This window comes from Dongia sp. (assembly GCF_041905885.1).
Classification (GTDB): domain Bacteria; phylum Pseudomonadota; class Alphaproteobacteria; order Dongiales; family Dongiaceae; genus Dongia.
On the sequence record NZ_JAYRKD010000004.1, the window covers coordinates 62,538 to 78,868 of the forward strand.

At 66.6% G+C, this 16,331-nt stretch carries 21 protein-coding genes; 10 read left to right on the forward strand and 11 right to left on the reverse strand.

Features of this window, described 5'->3' with window-relative positions; genetic code table 11:
- Positions 1 to 135: 135 nt before the first annotated feature.
- The 3 genes from ACH2CY_RS05210 (at position 136) to ACH2CY_RS05220 (ending at position 3,295) form a co-directional block, all read left to right on the forward strand.
- On the forward strand, positions 136 to 1,380 hold the full coding sequence (locus ACH2CY_RS05210; protein WP_395016717.1) for a calcium-binding protein: 1,245 nt from the start codon (positions 136 to 138) through the stop codon (positions 1,378 to 1,380).
- Positions 1,381 to 1,568: 188 nt separating this feature from the next.
- Complete coding sequence (locus tag ACH2CY_RS05215; RefSeq protein ID WP_395016720.1) at positions 1,569 to 2,888, forward strand: hypothetical protein; 1,320 nt, start codon at positions 1,569 to 1,571, stop codon at positions 2,886 to 2,888.
- Between the two features lie 140 nt (positions 2,889 to 3,028).
- Positions 3,029 to 3,295 (forward strand): hypothetical protein, encoded by a 267-nt coding sequence (locus tag ACH2CY_RS05220; RefSeq protein WP_395016723.1) that lies wholly within the window; start codon positions 3,029 to 3,031, stop codon positions 3,293 to 3,295.
- Positions 3,296 to 3,349: 54 nt separating this feature from the next.
- Here the strand turns inward: ACH2CY_RS05220 and ACH2CY_RS05225 are convergent, their stop codons facing one another.
- Positions 3,350 to 4,864 (reverse strand): UbiD family decarboxylase, encoded by a 1,515-nt coding sequence (locus ACH2CY_RS05225; RefSeq protein ID WP_395016725.1) that lies wholly within the window; start codon positions 4,862 to 4,864, stop codon positions 3,350 to 3,352.
- A 34-nt stretch (positions 4,865 to 4,898) separates the two neighbouring features.
- On the opposite strand from ACH2CY_RS05225, the gene ACH2CY_RS05230 reads away from it, so the two are divergent.
- Entirely contained in the window at positions 4,899 to 5,636 is a 738-nt protein-coding gene (locus tag ACH2CY_RS05230) for a hypothetical protein (RefSeq protein WP_395016728.1), read from the forward strand.
- Between the two features lie 148 nt (positions 5,637 to 5,784).
- Here the strand turns inward: ACH2CY_RS05230 and ACH2CY_RS05235 are convergent, their stop codons facing one another.
- From ACH2CY_RS05235 to ACH2CY_RS05245, 3 genes are read right to left on the reverse strand one after another with little or no spacing between them, the layout of a single operon-like run.
- Positions 5,785 to 6,072, reverse strand: coding sequence for a hypothetical protein (locus ACH2CY_RS05235; protein WP_395016730.1), 288 nt, complete (start codon positions 6,070 to 6,072; stop codon positions 5,785 to 5,787).
- A 3-nt stretch (positions 6,073 to 6,075) separates the two neighbouring features.
- Positions 6,076 to 7,569, reverse strand: a complete 1,494-nt coding sequence (locus ACH2CY_RS05240; RefSeq protein WP_395016733.1) for a helicase HerA-like domain-containing protein — start codon at positions 7,567 to 7,569, stop codon at positions 6,076 to 6,078.
- 1 nt (position 7,570) lies between these two features.
- Positions 7,571 to 8,314, reverse strand: a complete 744-nt coding sequence (locus ACH2CY_RS05245) for a hypothetical protein (protein WP_395016735.1) — start codon at positions 8,312 to 8,314, stop codon at positions 7,571 to 7,573.
- Between the two features lie 238 nt (positions 8,315 to 8,552).
- Between ACH2CY_RS05245 and ACH2CY_RS05250 the strand changes: the two genes are divergently transcribed.
- Together ACH2CY_RS05250 and ACH2CY_RS05255 are read left to right on the forward strand one after the other, a co-directional pair.
- On the forward strand, positions 8,553 to 9,005 hold the full coding sequence (locus ACH2CY_RS05250) for a DUF4170 domain-containing protein (RefSeq protein ID WP_395016737.1): 453 nt from the start codon (positions 8,553 to 8,555) through the stop codon (positions 9,003 to 9,005).
- Positions 9,002 to 9,385: a SemiSWEET family sugar transporter gene (locus tag ACH2CY_RS05255; protein ID WP_395016739.1), complete on the forward strand. Its 384-nt coding sequence runs from the start codon at positions 9,002 to 9,004 to the stop codon at positions 9,383 to 9,385. The genes ACH2CY_RS05250 and ACH2CY_RS05255 overlap by 4 nt, the downstream gene beginning before the upstream one ends.
- Positions 9,386 to 9,387: 2 nt before the next feature.
- Here the strand turns inward: ACH2CY_RS05255 and ACH2CY_RS05260 are convergent, their stop codons facing one another.
- The 4 genes from ACH2CY_RS05260 to ACH2CY_RS05275 all read right to left on the reverse strand — a co-directional run bounded on the left by ACH2CY_RS05260 (position 9,388) and on the right by ACH2CY_RS05275 (position 12,124).
- Entirely contained in the window at positions 9,388 to 9,936 is a 549-nt protein-coding gene (locus tag ACH2CY_RS05260; protein ID WP_395016742.1) for a DUF4166 domain-containing protein, read from the reverse strand.
- 7 nt (positions 9,937 to 9,943) lie between these two features.
- Entirely contained in the window at positions 9,944 to 10,909 is a 966-nt protein-coding gene (locus ACH2CY_RS05265; RefSeq protein ID WP_395016745.1) for a TIGR01777 family oxidoreductase, read from the reverse strand.
- A gap of 73 nt (positions 10,910 to 10,982) precedes the next feature.
- Positions 10,983 to 11,516 (reverse strand): GbsR/MarR family transcriptional regulator, encoded by a 534-nt coding sequence (locus tag ACH2CY_RS05270; protein WP_395016747.1) that lies wholly within the window; start codon positions 11,514 to 11,516, stop codon positions 10,983 to 10,985.
- Positions 11,517 to 11,605: 89 nt separating this feature from the next.
- Entirely contained in the window at positions 11,606 to 12,124 is a 519-nt protein-coding gene (locus ACH2CY_RS05275) for a class I SAM-dependent methyltransferase (RefSeq protein WP_395016750.1), read from the reverse strand.
- Between the two features lie 120 nt (positions 12,125 to 12,244).
- Between ACH2CY_RS05275 and ACH2CY_RS05280 the strand changes: the two genes are divergently transcribed.
- Complete coding sequence (locus tag ACH2CY_RS05280; RefSeq protein WP_395016753.1) at positions 12,245 to 12,712, forward strand: DUF1178 family protein; 468 nt, start codon at positions 12,245 to 12,247, stop codon at positions 12,710 to 12,712.
- Between the two features lie 61 nt (positions 12,713 to 12,773).
- Here ACH2CY_RS05280 and ACH2CY_RS05285 read toward each other — a convergent pair whose 3' ends face one another.
- On the reverse strand, positions 12,774 to 12,929 hold the full coding sequence (locus ACH2CY_RS05285; protein ID WP_395016756.1) for a bacteriocin: 156 nt from the start codon (positions 12,927 to 12,929) through the stop codon (positions 12,774 to 12,776).
- Between the two features lie 60 nt (positions 12,930 to 12,989).
- Positions 12,990 to 13,142 (reverse strand): hypothetical protein, encoded by a 153-nt coding sequence (locus ACH2CY_RS05290; protein ID WP_395016759.1) that lies wholly within the window; start codon positions 13,140 to 13,142, stop codon positions 12,990 to 12,992.
- Between the two features lie 329 nt (positions 13,143 to 13,471).
- On the opposite strand from ACH2CY_RS05290, the gene ACH2CY_RS05295 reads away from it, so the two are divergent.
- From ACH2CY_RS05295 to eda, 3 genes are read left to right on the forward strand one after another with little or no spacing between them, the layout of a single operon-like run.
- A complete protein-coding gene (locus ACH2CY_RS05295; RefSeq protein ID WP_395016762.1) occupies positions 13,472 to 14,176 on the forward strand; it encodes a hypothetical protein in 705 nt (234 codons plus the stop codon).
- Between the two features lie 34 nt (positions 14,177 to 14,210).
- Positions 14,211 to 14,582, forward strand: a complete 372-nt coding sequence (locus tag ACH2CY_RS05300; protein WP_395016765.1) for a hypothetical protein — start codon at positions 14,211 to 14,213, stop codon at positions 14,580 to 14,582.
- A gap of 56 nt (positions 14,583 to 14,638) precedes the next feature.
- The gene (gene eda / locus ACH2CY_RS05305) at positions 14,639 to 15,286 is read left to right on the forward strand and encodes a bifunctional 4-hydroxy-2-oxoglutarate aldolase/2-dehydro-3-deoxy-phosphogluconate aldolase (protein WP_395016767.1); all 648 of its coding nucleotides are present in this window, start codon (positions 14,639 to 14,641) and stop codon (positions 15,284 to 15,286) included.
- Here the strand turns inward: eda and ACH2CY_RS05310 are convergent.
- Complete coding sequence (locus ACH2CY_RS05310) at positions 15,283 to 16,320, reverse strand: aldo/keto reductase (RefSeq protein WP_395016770.1); 1,038 nt, start codon at positions 16,318 to 16,320, stop codon at positions 15,283 to 15,285. The genes eda and ACH2CY_RS05310 overlap by 4 nt on opposite strands.
- Positions 16,321 to 16,331: the final 11 nt, after the last annotated feature.

The window sequence follows — 16,331 nt, forward strand, 5'->3', positions numbered from 1 at the left end:
ATTCTCCCAGCCTTTTTGCGTGACAGTGGTCACTTCGGCCCGGTTTCCCCGGCATTTGAGCCAAACCCGCCCCGATCGCCCGGCGACAGATCTCCTGAACGACGACAACACACCCTTTCGAAACAGGAGAACATCATGGGCTTGCTCAATTTCGACCCGAAGATCGCGCAGCAGATCCTCGATCTTTCGCTGATGGGTTACTACCGCACTTTCGCGACCACCAAGACCGGTGACGCCGGCGCCAACACGCTCTACGGCAGCAACCTCGACGACAAGCTCGAGGGCGGCGCCGGCGACGACACGCTGAAAGGCGGCAGCGGCAACGATTGGCTGTCCGGCGGCGCCGGCAAGGACGTGCTGGACGGCGGTGCCGATGGCCAGGACGTCGTCAGCTACATCGACTCGCCCGATGCGGTCTACGTTGACCTGGGCAGCGGCCATACCGGCGACAACAACGCCCTCAACAACATCGAGGCCGACAGCGTCGGCGACACCCTGATCGACATCGAGGAGGTCAACGGCTCGCTCTACAACGACCTCATGGTCGGCAACGACGACGCGAACCAGTTCTACGGCTATGACGGCAACGACGAGCTCCATGGCAAGGGCGGCAGCGACGCGCTGCTCGGCATGGGCGGCGACGACAAGATCTTCGGCGGCACCGGCCTCGACTACATCAACGGCGGCGCCGGCGTGGACACCATACACGGCGAGGAAGATGCCGACACGATCGACGGCGGCGCCGACAAGGACTACCTGCATGGCGAGGGCGGCGTCGATACGATCAGCGGCGGCACCGGCGACGACATGATCTGGGGCGGCGACCAGGGCGACCATCTCTACGGCGGCTGGGGCGTGGACAGCATCTACGGCGGCGAAGGCGACGACAAGATCTACGGCGAAGGCGACAAGGACTGGCTGCGCGGTGAGAACGGCAACGACCAGCTGAACGGCGGCGCCGGCAACGACGATCTCGGCGGCGGCGCGGGCAACGACACCCTCAACGGCAACGAAGGCAACGACGAGCTCCGCGGCGATGCCGGCAACGACACCTATAACGGCGGCGCCGGCGACGACATCCTGAAGGGCGACGGCACCGCGCTCAACACCAAGGACATCTTCCAGTTCGACGTGTTCGGCGACAACGGCGACGACATCGTGCTCGACTTCGACCGCAAGAACGACGTCATCGACCTCGGCGATGCGACCAAGAACGGCGGCGATGTCACCGTCGCCCACACCCAGGAAGGCTGGTTGCAGCTGAACTTCGAGGGCGGCGGGCAGGTGGTGTTCGAAGGCAACGCCGAGCTGGCCACGGCCACCACCATGAACCACCTCGCCATGATTGCGAACGTGCAGTACGCCGACGGCATGGCTTGAGCGCACAGGCCGGCGGCGGAAGGCGGCGGGGCAGGTACCAGCGCCCCGCCGCTGCTTTTTGTCCGACCGGCCTTCTCGACGTGACCACCGTCACAGCGCCTGCCATTCGGTTCAGCAAAGCCGAACCTCATTCCCCGCCCGCGGCGACGCCCTTCAGGAACCTGCAACTTTCCTGACGGGAGACTTCGATGGCCCAGGTAACGAACCAACCGCCCATCCTGCAGAATCCTCTGCCGCCTGCCTACCCGACGGATTTCGACCTCGCCATGATGGGCTACTACCGCAGCTATGCGCAGGTCCTGACCGGGACCGCCGCGGCGGAGACCCTGACCGGCGGTGCGCAGAACGACAAGCTCATCGCCGGCGGCGGCGACGATGTCCTGGTCGGCGGCACCGGCAACGACTGGCTGGACGGCGGCGCGGGCGCGGACCAGATGTTCGGCGGCGGCGGCTTCGACGTCGTCTCCTACATCAACTCGCCGGACGCGGTGTTCCTCGACCTCGCCCAGCCCAACAGCGGCGACAACGACCCGGCCAACCCGGCCCAGTCGGATGCCTTCGGCGACACGCTCTCCGAGGTCGAGCAGGTCAACGGCTCGCTCTACAAGGACCTGATCGCCGGCGACGACAACGCCAACTGGTTCTATGGCTATGACGGCGATGACACGCTGCTCGGCAAGGGCGGCAACGACAGCCTCAACGGCATGGAAGGCAACGATAGCCTCACCGGCGACGGCGGCGAAGATGTGCTGAAGGGCGCAGCCGGCAACGACCATCTCTACGGCGGTTCCGGCAAGGATACGCTCGAGGGCGGCGCCGGCAACGACGTGATCTACGGCGGCAGCGGCCAGGACACGATCGACGGCGGCTCCGGCAATGACAAGATCTACGGCGAGGGCGATTCCAGCTCGATCAAGGGCGGCTCCGGCGACGACGACATCACCGGCGGCTCGTCCGGCGACAACATCGAAGGCGGCAGCGGCATCGACAGCATCTACGCCGGTGACGGCGAGGACTGGGTCTACGGCGACGGCGACCGGGACTATCTGCGCGGCGAAGGCGGCAACGATTACCTGTTCGGCGGCGACGGCAACGACAACATCGCCGGCGGCATCGGCGACGACTATATCGACGGCGGCAGCGGCAACGACAAGATCGACGGCGGCGACGGCGCCGACTGGCTGATCGGCGGCACCGGCGCCGACGAGCTCTGGGGCGACGGCACCGCGCTCGACACCAAGGACATCTTCCTCTTCTCCGTCAACAGCAACGACGGCAACGACGCCATCGTGAACTTCGACATCGACCATGACGTGCTGCGCTTCATGGGCGCCGACAAGTTCGACGGCTCCGTGAGCATCGACCACACCGCAAACGGCTGGCTGCTGATCGAATTTGCCGGCGGCGGGTCGGTCAGCTTCGTCGGCAACGAGGAGATGGCCTCGATCCAGAGCATGGCCGCGCTCAACACCTACGCCAACGTCCAGTACGACAACGGCATGCTGTGAGAACGCGGGACGCCGGCCTGGCCGCGCCGGTGCCGGCATAGTCCGTTCGCATTATTGCGGGGCACCCCCGCAAGCAGCGCTCAATCGATCCTCCGCGCCGTCCCGGCGAGCCGGTGACGCGCGCTGCGGGAGGGGACCCCATGTTGAAGCGCAAGCTCAAGTGGCTCATAACGATCATCGCGTTGTCGCCGCTCTCCGGCTGTCCTTGGCTGATGCACGGCCCCAACATCTGGCATGAGACCGGGCGGGTGGTGACCATCGATCCGGTGACCGGAGACAAGACGCGGACCTTCTTCTGGAAGAACGACACCGGTGACAGCGTGACCACGACCGACGTGATCCCCAAGGGCGAGGACACCGATCGGCGCAACGAGGTGCGGCCGCTCCCGGCATCCTCCGATCCGTGACGGCGATGGGCAGACATCTATAGACGTCGCTTGCTGTAACCGCCCGGAGGGGCGCTACTTCCAGATCGGCTTGCCTGAGCCCGGGAGGCCCAGGCTCTCCCACATCTCCGTGACGCGGTTCACCACATCCTGGTCCATGCGGATCGTGCGGCCCCATTCGCGCGTCGTCTCGGGCGGCATTTTATTGGTGGCATCGAGGCCCAATTTGCCGCCGAGGCCGCTCTCCGGCGAGGCGAAGTCGAGATAGTCGATCGGCGTGTCCTCGACGGTCACGATGTCGCGCACCGGGTCCATGCGGGTCGAGATCGCCCACATCACGTCCTTCCAGTCGCGTGCGTCGACGTCGTCATCCACCACGATCACGAACTTGGTGTAGATGAACTGCCGCAGGAACGACCAGACGCCCATCATCACGCGCTTGGCATGGCCGGCATAGGCCTTCTTCATCGAAACGACGGCGATGCGGTACGAACATCCCTCCGGCGGCAGCCAGAAATCCCTGATCTCCGGGAATTGCTGCTGGAGCAGGGGGATGAACACCTCGTTCAGCGCCTCGCCGAGGATCGAAGGCTCGTCCGGCGGCCGTCCGGTATAGGTCGAGAGATAGATCGGGTCCTTCCGCATGGTGATCGCGGAGATCGTGAACACCGGAAACGGCTCGACCGCGTTATAGAAGCCGGTGTGGTCGCCATAGGGCCCTTCGTCGCGATAATCATCCAGCGACACATGGCCCTCGAGCACGATCTCGGCGGAAGCGGGGACCTTCAGCGGCACGGTCTTGCAATCGACCAGCTCGACCTTCCTGCCGCGCAGCAGGCCGGCGAACTGGTATTCCGAGACCGTGTCCGGCACCGGCGTCACCGCGGCGAGGATGGTGCCGGGATCGGCGCCGATCACCACCGCGGCGGGGAAGGGCTCCGGCTTCTGGGCCTTCCAGCGCGCGTGATGCTGCGCGCCGCCGCGATGCTTCAGCCAGCGCATCAGGGTCTGGTTCTTGCCGACCACCTGCATCCGGTAGATGCCGAGGTTGAAGTTGTCCTCTTTCTTTTTCTTTTCCGGCCCCTTGGTGACGACCAGCGGCCAGGTGATCAGCGGCGCCGGCTCGTTCGGCCAGCAGCCCTGGATCGGGAAATCGGTCAAGTCGATCTGGTCGCCGGTCAGCACCAGGTCCTGTACCGGCCCATAGCCGACGGTCTTCGGCTGCATGGCGAGCACGGTCTTCACCAGCGGCAGCATCTCGAGCGCTTCCTTCCAGCCGCCGGGCGGTTCTGGCTGCTTCAGGAAGGCCAGGGTCTCGCCGACCTGGCGGAGCTCATGCGGCTCGCGGTCCATGCCCCAGGCGACCCGCTCGACCGTGCCGAACAGGTTGACCAGCATCGGGTGCTTGTAGGCCTTGCCGGTGCGGCGGCTGACCGGGTTCTCGAAGATAACGGCCGGCCCGCCCTCGGCGATCAGGCGGGTCTGGATCTCGGTCGCCTCCAATTCGGGATCGACCGGCGCCGTCACGCGCTTCAGGCGTCCGGCGGCTTCGAGGCGGGCGATAAAATCGCGCAGGGAATCATAGGCCATGGCGCGGCGAGACTAGCATGGCCAATATGCCGTCATGAAAGCGATTCCCACCGAGTTCGAAGATCTGCTCTCCCCCGCCGGCCGCCGCGTCCTCAATGGCCGCGATGCCGCGATCTGCGGCGCCCTGGCCGATCCCCGGCGTCGCTTCATCGCGCTGGAAGGCCTAGTCAAGAAGAGCGCCGCCGAAGCGCTGCGCAAGCTGCTGGAGCGGGAAATGCTGCCGCTCCTCAGCGAAATGGCGCTGCCGATTCCGCCCGAGACCATCTGGGAGATGAAGCATAACTACGAGGAATGGCTGCCGAAGACCGTGCGTGTGAAGACCGCCGCCCTGGAGTCGAAACGCGCCAAGTCCACCCGCCGCGCGAAAGAGCTCGGCCTGACCGACCTGCTGTCCTCGGAGAGCTTCGTCGCCTTCGCCGAAGCCGTCGCCGGCCGCAAGCTGAAGCCAAAGGGCGGCCAGCAGGTCCTCTGCTACGGCCCCGGCGACTATGCCGGCCCGCACAACGACCACCACCCGGAGGACCGGGGCTACGAGAAGGGCTATCTCGACATCCACCTTTCTCTCAGCGCGCCATCGGTCGCGCATCAGTATCTGGTCTACACCAGGTCCGGCCATTTCAGCGAAATCGTGCCGGTGCACGGCCTCGGCACGCTGACGGTCTATCGCCTGCCGTTCTGGCACCTCACCACGCCGCTCAAGGCCAAGCCCGGCCGCGAGAAGGACGCGCGGAGATGGGTGCTGCTGGGGACCTTCGGATTCAAGGAAGCGTGAGAGAAGTCCGCGAGAGCCTTCGCTTGCACCCCCACCTCACCTCCCCCGAAGACGGGGGAGGAAGACGGCGACGCGGTGCGCCCCTCCCCCGACTTCGGGGGAGGCTGGGAGGGGGTGCCGCAGACTCGATGTCTCTGAAATGTGGCCGCTACTTCAACCTTGCGGCCGCCAGCTCGCCCCACTCAGCATCGAGCGTGCCCTCAAAGAACTTGGCGCCCGCCGTGCCGTACCAATAGCGCGCGTTGCCTTCATCGCCTTCCTTGCGGTGGAGATAGGCATGCACGCGCGCGGCATCCTTTCCGGGTTCGTCGTCGATGCAGCCGTGCGCCTGATCCCAATCTCCCTTGGCATCCCACCACAAAGCCTGCAGCGCCGGCGTGAGACCGGCGGGCGGCGCGTCTGCTTTCAGCGATTGCTTGAAGGTCGTGAGATCCAAGGGTCACCTCCCCTTCAGCATCGCGCCGAGGATGCCGCGCACGATCTGTCGTCCCAGCGAAGAGCCGACGGCGCGGGCCGCCGACTTGGCGAAGGCCTCGGCCATGCCTTCGCGCTGCCGCCCGGCGGGTCGCGGGGTGGTCCTTGGTGCTTCGCGCGCAACCGGATAATCCTCGCGCCGCTGCGGCGCCGGCGCAGGCGCGGGCTTCGCTGCCTCGACCTTCGCCGTCAGCATCTCATAAGCGGATTCGCGATCGACCGCGGCGTCATACTTGCCCTTCATCGGGCTCTGCGCCAGCACCGCCTGGCGCTCTTCGGCACTGCACAGCCCGATCCGCGCCGTCGGCGGCAGGATCAGCATGCGCTCGACCACGGTCGGCGCACCCTTCGCGTCGAGGGTCGAGACCAAAGCCTCGCCGACGCCGAGCTCGGTGATCGCGGTCGCGGCGTCGAAGGCGGGGTTGGCGCGGAAGGTCTCGGCCGCGGCCTTGACCGCCTTCTGGTCGCGCGGCGTGAAGGCGCGCAAGGCATGCTGCACCCGGTTGCCGAGCTGGCCCAGGACGGTGTCCGGCACGTCGAGCGGATTCTGGGTCACGAAATAGACGCCGACGCCCTTGGAGCGAATGAGGCGCACCACCTGCTCGATCTTCTCCAGCAAGGCCTTCGGCGCCTCGTTGAAGAGGAGATGTGCCTCGTCGAAGAAGAAGACCAGCTTCGGCTTCTCCGGATCGCCCACCTCGGGCAAATCCTCGAACAGCTCCGCCAGCAGCCAGAGCAGAAAGCTCGCATAGAGCCGCGGCGACTGGATCAGCTTGTCGGCGCTGAGCACATTGATGAAGCCGTAGCCCGCGCGCTCGACCCGCATGAAGTCGGCGAGGTCCAGCGCCGGTTCGCCGAAGAAGCCGCCGGCGCCCTGGTTCTCCAGCACCAGCAACTGCCGCTGGATGGCGCCGATGGTCGGCTTGGCCACATTGCCGTAGCGGGTTGAGATCTCCGACGCGTTGTCGCCGATATGCTGCAGGATCGCCCGCAGGTCCTTCAGATCCAGCAGCAGCATTCCCTGCTCGTCGGCCAGGCGGAAGGCGATGTTGAGCGCGCCTTCCTGCACCTCGTTCAGCTCCAGCAGGTTCGAAAGCAGCAGCGGCCCCATCTCCGACACCGTGGTGCGGATCGGATGACCCTGTTGCCCGAACAGGTCCCAATACACGACCGGGAAGGAATCGCCCTGCCAGTCCTTCAAGCCCAAAGCGGCGGCGCGTTCCTTCGCCTTCGGATGGTCGCCGCCGACCTGGGATATGCCGGAAAGATCGCCCTTCACGTCGGCCAGGAAGACCGGTACGCCGTTGCGGGCGAAGCCCTCGGCCAGGACCTGCAACGAGATGGTCTTGCCGGTGCCGGTGGCGCCGGCGATCAGCCCGTGCCGGTTGGCCATGCGCAGCGCGAGGCCGAGGTCCTTGCCCGCGGCCGGATCGCGCCCGATCAGGATCGAGTCGGCCATCTCAGACCAGCGGGGTGCTTTCGATCGCGGTGCCGCCGGCTTCCTTGATCGCCTTCTGATAGGCGCGCTCGGAGCCGAAGGGTCCCTGCTTCTTGAACTCGGTGATCTTGGCCGGGCGGATCTCGCCGTTCGAGTTCGGCATCACCTTGAAGAAGCCGCCGTCGCGGCCGATCAGCGGGATGATGCGGTTCAGCCGCGAGAAGCGGCGCCGGTGATTGGCCGACTGCTCGCGCATCACCTTGCGCTCGTAGGAATCCTTCTCAAACACCATCTCATAGGCGATGATGAATTCCTTGATGAAGTCGGCCTCGACCACCTGCATGTTGGACATCAGCCAGCAGCGGTCCTCGAAGGTCCAATAGGTGGCCAGACCGACCACTTTGTCCTCGCGGGTGATGTAGGGATAGAACGGGAACGCGCGGCAGGCGAAGCTGCGGTTGTCGCGCTCGCAATGGGCCGGGCCCTTGCACTCGGCCGCCATGCAGGACTTGTGCATGTCCGAGAGCAGGTCCCGGTCGGCGGCATTGGTGATCTTGAACTTGTGCCAGAGGTCGGACCGGGTCTGCAGCAGCTTGAACTCGGTCTTGTCCATGATCGGGATGGCATGGCCGGTGGTGCAGCAGACCGGCTCGCCGTTGTTCAGCGGGGCGCAGTATTTGCCGCAGTCATAGCGCGACACGCTCGCCTTGAAACGGTCATAAAGCACCGCGTAATCCTGCGGCTGCATCCCTTCGATCTTTGGCAACACGGCCTCCTTGGCTCGGTTTCGCGGGGGTTCTGGGGCCCCGGAAACCTTCTTTTAAGACTGATCCGGCAGACTGGCCGGCTCGCGCTGCTGTGATCCGGAATGCCTTTTGTGCATAGGGCGTCTGTGACGGATCGCACTGCCGAGACTCGGGATTCTAGCGTAGAATCATCGGGATTGCAGCAGAACGGGTGGGTCCGGGGGTTATTTCGGACTTCCCAAACGAGACATAGGGATCATGAAGCGGTTTTGGGTGGTCGGCGGCATCTATGCCGACACCGGTTTCGACCGGGTCGCCGAGGGCGGCAAGGAAGAGCGCATCGGCCCGTTCCAGGATTATGCCGCGGCCAAGGCCGCCTGGCAGAAGCGCGCCTGGGAAACCGTGGACAATGCCAATGCCCGGTTCCGCATCGAGGAGGAGGGCGGCGAGCCCTGCTTCTGGGTGGTCGGCGGCTCCTACTGCGACACCAAGTTCGACGAGCCGGCCGCCGGCGGCGGCGAGGAATGGTACGGGCCCTTCGACGACTACAACGCCGCCAAGACCGAATGGTCGCGCCGTTCCTGGTCCAACGTCGATGACGCGATGTGCCGCTACCGCATCGAGAAGCTGGTGAAGGGCGAGCACCCGCATACGGCGAAGCAGCCGGTCAAAGCCCCCCAAGTCAAGGCACAGGCCGGGAGCCGCCGGTGAATTCATCCCATTTCTGGATCGAGGCCCTGGGCCTCGTCGCCGCCTGCCTGACCACGTCCTCCTTCCTCCCCCAGGCGATCCGCATCTGGCGTACCCGCTCGGCGCGGGACGTCAGCCTCGCCATGTATGTGATGATGGCGGTCGGCAACAGCATGTGGCTGACCTACGGCATCCTGATCGGCTCGATCTCGATGATCTTCGCCAACGCGACCTGCCTCCTGATGGTGGTCTCGGTGCTGGCCCTGAAAATCCGCGACATGCTGCAGCCGAACCTGCTGGTCGAGATCGTCGCCCATGAAGCGGCGGTCGGCGCCCCCGGCAAGCCGGTCAACACCAACGAAGTCCCCAACACCCCGCGGATTCCGCCCGCGGCGGCCTGACGTCACCCCGAGGCCGGCACCACCCAGCCGCGGTAGTGGATCAGCTTCGCGCCCCAGCTTAAGTCGATGTCGATGTCGAAGTGGAAGCGTTGCGCCTCCGCATGCTCGACCGCTTTCAACCGCGGCCAGAGCCAGCGCGGCACCGGCAGCCCTAGGGCCCGCATCCCGACCACGCTCAGGCTGACCCCATCCTTCACCTCGCCGACCGCGAGGTCGAAGCAGACGATCCCGAAGCGCTCCACGATGATCGGTGCCCCTTCCTTCCGGGCCGGCTCCAGCACCGTGAAGATGCCCCGGCCGTCGAAGTCGCGGTGCCAGATCTCGCGCCCGCGCTCGGCGATCACGGTCACCAGGGTTGGCAGGTCGCGACCGGCCGGCGGAAACTTGAACAGCCAGCCGACCAGCCGCGCATGCCAGGCGGGTCCGCGCTCGATGTCGCAGCGGCCCTGGCTTAGCAGGATGTCGAGCGCGCCATGCTGGCTCTTCACCGGCTTCGGCAGCTGATGGAACAGCCGGCCCAAGGTCTGCTGGAACAGCGGTTGCAGTGTCATCTTCCCCTCACGTCAACAGGTCGTCGAGCAGCCGCACGGTGGCGCCGCGATGATGGCTCTCCGGCACCAGCAGATCGCGCAAGGCCGGCTCGAGCTCCGGGCAGCGGAAGGCGAAGCCGATCTCCAGCGCCCGCTTCGGCAGCACCTGCGGTCCCTCCAGCAGGAGGCTCGCCCGCTCGCCCAGCAGCGCGCGCAACGGTGCCGCGGGAAGGCTCAGCCAGACCGGCCGATGCAGCACCCGGCCGAGCGTGTGCGCGAATTCCGCCTGCCGCACCGGCAGAGGTGCCGTCGCGTTGATCGCGCCGCTGAACAGCGGATCGGCGATCGCCCGCGCGATCATCTCCACCGCGTCGTCGCGATGGATCCAGCTTAGCCACTGCTGTCCGTCGCCGATCACCGCGCCGAAGCCAAGGCGGAAAGCGGGCAGCAGGCTCTTCAGCATCCCGCCCTCCGGCCCCAGCACCAGCCCGAGCCGGAGTCTGCAAACGCGCATCCCCAGGGCCGCGGCGCTGGCCGCCTCGCGCTCCCAGGCCCGGCACAACACCGCGGCGAAGCCTTCGCCGGCCGGCGCGAACGCCGCATCACAGCCTGCCCCGTACCAGCCGATCGCCGAGGCGCTGACCAGCACCTCCGGCCGCCGGCTGCGGGTCGCCAGCCAATCGACCAGCAGCCGCGTGACCCCGACCCGGCTCCCGACCAGCCGGCGCTTGCGTTCCTTGGTCCAGGCGCCGGCCATGATCGGCGCGCCGGCCAAGTTCACCACCGCGTCGATCGGGAAAGCCGGCGGCAGGTCGGTGAGGCGCGTCGTCACCAGCACTTCGGTCCCCAGCGCGAGATGCGCCTCGACCGCTTCGCGGGCCAGCACGACCACCCGGTCGCCGCGCTCGTGCAGGCGCGCGACCAGCGCGCGGCCGATGAACCCGGTCGCACCCGTCACCAGCACCGTGCGGCGCTCCAGCAGTCTCCCGGTCATCTTGGCCTCCATCGGTTAAGTCGGATATTTCTGAAAAGACAGAAATCATTCGGCAAAAATTTTTGCGGCTTTCTCACTCCCGCCGGCGGATCACCAGCCGCGCCACTTTCGCGCCCAGCCGCACCAGCTTGCTCAACACCGGAGTCGGCAGGGTCTTCACTTGGTCATACCAGAGCGTCGCGGTCTCGACGAAGGAAAGCACCGCCGCCATGCGCTCGGTCACATCCCGTGCAGTCGATGGATCGGCCTTGGCCTCGGCGACGCATTGGGCCAGGGTTCCCATGGTCGGATCGATCTCGCGCTGCTTCCGCTGCTCGATGATGGTGAGGGCGATCTTCCAGACGTCCTTCTCGGTCTCGAAATGGTCGCGCCGGTCGCCCAGCACATGCACCATGTTGGCAAGGCCCCAGCCCTGCAGCTCCTTCAGGCTGGTCGAGACGTTGGAACGTGCGATCGACAGCGTGTCGGCGATCTCCTCGGCGGTCAGCGGCTTGGCCGAGAGATAGAGCAGGGCATGGATCTGCGCCACCGACCGGTTGACGCCCCAGCGCGCGCCCATCTCGCCCCAGTGCACGACATAGCGCTCCATCGGCCGGGTCAGGTCCATCGTCTGGGACTTTCGGTAATTTCTGTCTCAACAGAAATATCGGACCGAACCGGGCCGGATGCAACGGTCACCTTGCCGCACCCTGCCGCTTAGGGGCGCACCGCCGCCATCCGCTGCAGCACTGCCGGCCGCGGCGCCATGACCTCGCCGCAGTGATAGGCCCCGACCACCAGCCCCTCGGCTTGCGCGAATTCCAGCAACTCGCCCGGCTGCAGCAGAAAGTCCGGGTTGCTCGGTTTGCCGAACCTCTCGTTGCCGATCCCGAAGGTCTCATAGAGCAGGACGCCGCCCGGCTGCAGCGCCGCGGCGAGCTTCGGGAACAGCGGCCGGTGCAGGTAGTTGGTGACCACGATCCCGGCGAATCGCCGATCGCCCAGCGGCCAGGGCGCGCCGCCTTCCAGATCGGCGGCGATGATGCTGATTTGAGCATCGCCCTTGAGGTCGGCGAGCCCCGACACGTCCCGGTCCACCGCCGTGACCGGATGGCCCAAAGCCTTGAAAAACCGCGTATGCCGCCCGCCGCCGGCGGCGAGATCCAGCACCGGGCCGCCGCGCGGAACGAGACGTGCATGCCGTGCAATCCAGGATGACGGCGGGCTGACTTGCATTGCTCACACCCAAAGATCAATTACTATGCCAAGGTCATGTTAGCCGGTCACCGAGCCCGTCTCGACCGGTGGATGGCAAGACACCAGATTGAAGTACATGCGGATAGACCGGCCCGGATCATGATCCTCTACGAGCTCAACTGCGATCGGCAACACAGCTTCGAAGCCTGGTTCAAGGACGGCGCCACCGCCGACCGCCAGCTGAAGAAGAAGACCGTCGAATGCCCGTCCTGCGGCAGCGTCAAGGTCGCCAAGGCCTTGATGGCGCCGCGCGTCGGCAAGAAGAGCAACAGCCGCGCGTTGGCGCCGGTTGAAACGCCGGCGGCGCCGAGCGTGCCCGCGCCGGCCCCCAAGGCGGCGATGATCCCCGCCGAGCTGCGCCAGGCGCTGCTGGAAGTCCGCAAGTCGATCGAGGCCAATTGCGACTATGTCGGCGACAAGTTCGCCGAGGAAGCCCGCAAGATCCATGAAGGCGAGTCAGAGGCCCGCGGCATCTACGGCGAAGCGACCGATGCCGAGCATGAAGAACTCATCGAGGATGGAATCGAAGTCGCGCGCGTGCCCTGGGTGAACCGCGGCGACGCTTGAGCCGCGCCATGCTTCGAAGCAGGAAGGGCCGGTTCATCGAACCGGCCCTTCTGCGTTTCGGCTATTCGCCGCCCTCGCAGGGGTCGGCGGACTTGGTTGTCTTGCCGATGCCTGTGTTCTTCATCAGGCCGCCGGAGATCTTCTCCAGCTCCTCGGCGCTCAACTCCTCTTTGCGCGGGCGTTGAGGAGACTTCGGGTCGGTTTTCTGGGACGACATGGCAGATCCTCCGTGTGATTGAAGGGTGCAGATCCGTCGCTGGTGGAGAGCCGGTATCGGCTATTCGCCGCCGCCGCAGGGGTCTTCGGTCTTGCTGCGCTTCAGGCCGCCGGTCACCTTGTCGAGGTCGCGGGTTTCGAGCTCGGCGTCGCGTTTCGGGCGCGCCGGTTGGGCGGGCGCCTTGCCCTGTTCCTTGGGATTCGTCGAGGTCATCGGGATCTCCTCTCGGATTTCAGGTTGGCCCGTCCCCACGGAAAGAAGGCGGAACATCCACAGGAATTGTTTGCCTTCCAACAAGACTGTAGTCTCGGCCGGCTTCGGGTTCAATCCGAAAGGAGGGCGATCTGGCCAGCAAAGGTGACCACTACGCCGCCGGCTGGCGCTGGCGGACCGACCTGCCCCTCCCGGCAGCCCTTCCCTGGCCGGCCGACCGGCCGGTCCCTCCGGACCTGACTTTCCGACCGGGCGACGTCCCAGGCGCCCTGACCGACCCGGTCCTCGACCTCGAAGCGCTGCAGATCGCCGCCGACGGCACCGCGCTGGTGCGCCTCGCCGGCATCGGCAACTTTCTCATCCACGAGTCGGAAGTGGTCTACGCCCTCGAAACCGAGCCCGCGGCGCCGGAGGTGACGGCGGCGGTCTACGGCAATGTGCTGGCCTGCATCGCCTGGCGCCGCGGCCAGCTCGCCTGCCACGGCAGCGCCGTCGCGATCGACGGCAAGGCGGTGCTGCTGCTCGGCCCGCGCGAGCTCGGCAAGTCGCTCCTTGCAGGCGCACTCGCCCGCCGCGGCCATGCCATGCTCAGCGACGAAGTCGCGGCGGTCGCCGGCGCCCGCTGCTATCCTGCGGGCTCGATGCTGTCGCTGGCCGACGACGCGCTCATCGCCGCCGGCATCGCGCCGGAAGGCTTGCCGCAATACACCAACTTCCCGATCGCCAAGCGGCTCTGGATCGCCGGCCCGCGGCCGGAGCCGCGCGCCTACCAGGTCGCCGCCGTGCTGCGCCTCAGGAAGGCCGAAGCCGATGCGCCGATCGAACCGGCGCGCCTGGAGAGCGAGCCCGCGGTCGAAGCCTTGCTCGACCAGTTCTATCGCCGCGACATGCTGCGCATCCTCGGGACCGGCCCCGGCGCGCGGCGCGAAGCGGAAGCCCTGGTCGCCGCCGCGCCGGTCTATCGCTACCCGGTGCCCCGCAGCCTCGCGCGCGTCGAGGAAGTCGCCGACCATATCGCCGACCTGGTTCGCTAGAACGCATCCGATCGACGTGCCAGACTCCCGCGCCATGAGTCAGGCGACCTTCCTGCCACACTGGATGCCGGATGCGCTCAAGGCCGCGCGCGCGTTGCGCGCGACGACCCAGGGCACGCGCGGCGCCAGGCACGCGCTCTATGTCGTGCTGCTGAAGGATTCGCGCAGCGCCGGCCGCTGGGGACTCTATGTCGGCGAGACCTCGCTCGATCCCGACATGCGCTTCGACCAGCACAAGACCGGCTACAAGGCGAGCCGCTACGTCAATCGCTTCGGCATCCGCCTGCTGCCGCAGCTCTTCGCGCATCTCAATCCGCTGAAGCGCTGGGAAGCGGTCGAGCTGGAACCGGTTCTCGCCGAAGCCTTTCGCAACGCCGGGGTGCCCTGGGTCGAGGGCGGCCATTGATGGCTTGCGGCGGCCCTGCAAGCGGTCGATAACGGTCTCCTGAAAGGATTCACCGGATGCCCAACCCATTCGACCGCATCGCCGAGATCGGCGTGCTGCCCGTGATCGCCATCGAGAATCCGGAGCATGCGGTGCCGCTGGCCGATGCGCTGCTCGCGGGCGGCCTGCCGGTGGCGGAGATCACCTTCCGCACTTCGGCGGCGGCCGAAGTCATCGCCCGCATGGCCAAGGAGCGGCCCGCTCTCTTGGTCGGCGCCGGCACTCTGCTCGACCGGATCTCGCTCGACATCGCCAAGAAGAGCGGCGCGCAATTCGGCCTGGCGCCCGGCTTCGATCCGGAAGTGGTCGATCACGCCGCCGATGCCGGCTTTCCCTTCGTGCCCGGTATCATGACGCCGAGCGAGCTCTCGGCTGCGATGCGCAAGGGCGCCAAGCTCTTCAAGTTCTTCCCCGCCGGCACCATCGGCGGGCCGGAGGCGCTGAAGTCGATCGCGGCGCCTTTCGCCCATCTCGGCTTGAAGTTCGTGCCGACCGGCGGCGTGTCGCTCTCGAACCTGCAGGACTGGCTGAAGGTCCCCGGCGTGGCCGCGGTCGGCGGCACCTGGATCGCCAAGACCGAGGACATCCGCAACGCCCAGTGGGACAAGATCGCCGCCAACTGCCGCGAAGCCCTCGCGGCAGTGGCAGCATCGCGCAAGGCCTAGTCGCGGCCCCAGACCCGGCGGTCGTTGAGCATCGGGAACTCATCCTGGTGCCAGGTCGGATAGGCGGGCTTCTGGTCGCTCGCGGCATCGAGCGCCTTCACCTGCTCAGGGGTCAGGTTCCAGCCGACCGCGCCGATATTGGCGATCAGCTGTTCCTCGTTGCGCGCGCCGATGATCAGCGTGGAGATGGTCGGCTTCTGCAGCAGCCAGTTCAGCGCCACCTGGGTGAAGGTCTTGCCGGTTTCCTTCACCACCTGGTCCACGGCATCGACGATCTTAAAGAGACGCTCCTCGTCGAAATGCGGCCCGGTCTCCGGGATCTGCGCCGCGCGGGTGCCGGCCGCCGCCTTCTGGCCGCGGCGGATCTTGCCGGTGAGCTTGCCCCAGCCCAAGGGACTCCAGACCACGGCGCCGATGCCCTGGTCGATGCCCAGCGGCATCAGGTCCCACTCGTAGTCGCGGTTCAGCAGCGAGTAATAGACCTGATGCGCGACATGGCGCGGGAAGCCGTGCTTGTCCGAGGCGCCGAGCGCCTTCATCAGGTGCCAGCCGTTGAAGTTCGAGGCGCCGATGTAGCGGACCTTGCCCTCGCGCACCAGCTGGTCGAGCGTCGCCAAGGTCTCCTCGACCGGCGTGTTGTAATCCTGGCCGTGCAGCTGCAGCAGGTCGATGCGGTCGGTGCCGAGCCGCTTCAGCGAGCCATGCACCGTGTCCAGCAAGTGCTGGCGCGACGAGCCGAAGTCGTTCGGGCCCTCACCGGTCGGGAAGGTCGCCTTGGTGGAGATCAGCAGCCGCTCGCGCTTGCCCTTGATCGCAGCACCCAGCACCTCTTCCGAGGTGCCGGCGGAATAGACGTCGGCGGTGTCGAACATCGAAACGCCGTGATCGAGGCAGACGTCGATCAGGCGGGTCGCTTCCTTGGCCTCGGTCGAGCCCCAGGCCTTGAAGAAGTCGCCCTTGCCGCCGAAAGTCGCGGTGCCGAACGAGAGCGCGGGCACGCGAAGGCCCGAAGCCCCAAGCCGTCGAAACTCCATGCGCTAATTCC

Excerpts from the sequence above, each read along its gene's own strand:
- ACH2CY_RS05260 (WP_395016742.1), bottom strand. The coding sequence starts at position 9,936 with ATGACACTGCAACCGCTGTTCCAGCAGACCTTGGGCCGGCTGTTCCAT.
- ACH2CY_RS05215 (WP_395016720.1), top strand. The coding sequence starts at position 1,569 with ATGGCCCAGGTAACGAACCAACCGCCCATCCTGCAGAATCCTCTGCCG.
- ACH2CY_RS05310 (WP_395016770.1), bottom strand. The coding sequence starts at position 16,320 with ATGGAGTTTCGACGGCTTGGGGCTTCGGGCCTTCGCGTGCCCGCGCTC.
- ACH2CY_RS05270 (WP_395016747.1), bottom strand. The coding sequence starts at position 11,516 with ATGGACCTGACCCGGCCGATGGAGCGCTATGTCGTGCACTGGGGCGAG.
- ACH2CY_RS05225 (WP_395016725.1), bottom strand. The coding sequence starts at position 4,864 with ATGGCCTATGATTCCCTGCGCGATTTTATCGCCCGCCTCGAAGCCGCC.
- eda (WP_395016767.1), top strand. The coding sequence starts at position 14,639 with ATGCCCAACCCATTCGACCGCATCGCCGAGATCGGCGTGCTGCCCGTG.
- ACH2CY_RS05240 (WP_395016733.1), bottom strand. The coding sequence starts at position 7,569 with ATGGCCGACTCGATCCTGATCGGGCGCGATCCGGCCGCGGGCAAGGAC.
- ACH2CY_RS05300 (WP_395016765.1), top strand. The coding sequence starts at position 14,211 with ATGAGTCAGGCGACCTTCCTGCCACACTGGATGCCGGATGCGCTCAAG.
- ACH2CY_RS05265 (WP_395016745.1), bottom strand. The coding sequence starts at position 10,909 with ATGACCGGGAGACTGCTGGAGCGCCGCACGGTGCTGGTGACGGGTGCG.
- ACH2CY_RS05280 (WP_395016753.1), top strand. The coding sequence starts at position 12,245 with ATGATCCTCTACGAGCTCAACTGCGATCGGCAACACAGCTTCGAAGCC.
- ACH2CY_RS05275 (WP_395016750.1), bottom strand. The coding sequence starts at position 12,124 with ATGCAAGTCAGCCCGCCGTCATCCTGGATTGCACGGCATGCACGTCTC.
- ACH2CY_RS05285 (WP_395016756.1), bottom strand. The coding sequence starts at position 12,929 with ATGTCGTCCCAGAAAACCGACCCGAAGTCTCCTCAACGCCCGCGCAAA.
- ACH2CY_RS05290 (WP_395016759.1), bottom strand. The coding sequence starts at position 13,142 with ATGACCTCGACGAATCCCAAGGAACAGGGCAAGGCGCCCGCCCAACCG.
- ACH2CY_RS05250 (WP_395016737.1), top strand. The coding sequence starts at position 8,553 with ATGAAGCGGTTTTGGGTGGTCGGCGGCATCTATGCCGACACCGGTTTC.
- ACH2CY_RS05220 (WP_395016723.1), top strand. The coding sequence starts at position 3,029 with ATGTTGAAGCGCAAGCTCAAGTGGCTCATAACGATCATCGCGTTGTCG.
- ACH2CY_RS05210 (WP_395016717.1), top strand. The coding sequence starts at position 136 with ATGGGCTTGCTCAATTTCGACCCGAAGATCGCGCAGCAGATCCTCGAT.
- ACH2CY_RS05230 (WP_395016728.1), top strand. The coding sequence starts at position 4,899 with ATGAAAGCGATTCCCACCGAGTTCGAAGATCTGCTCTCCCCCGCCGGC.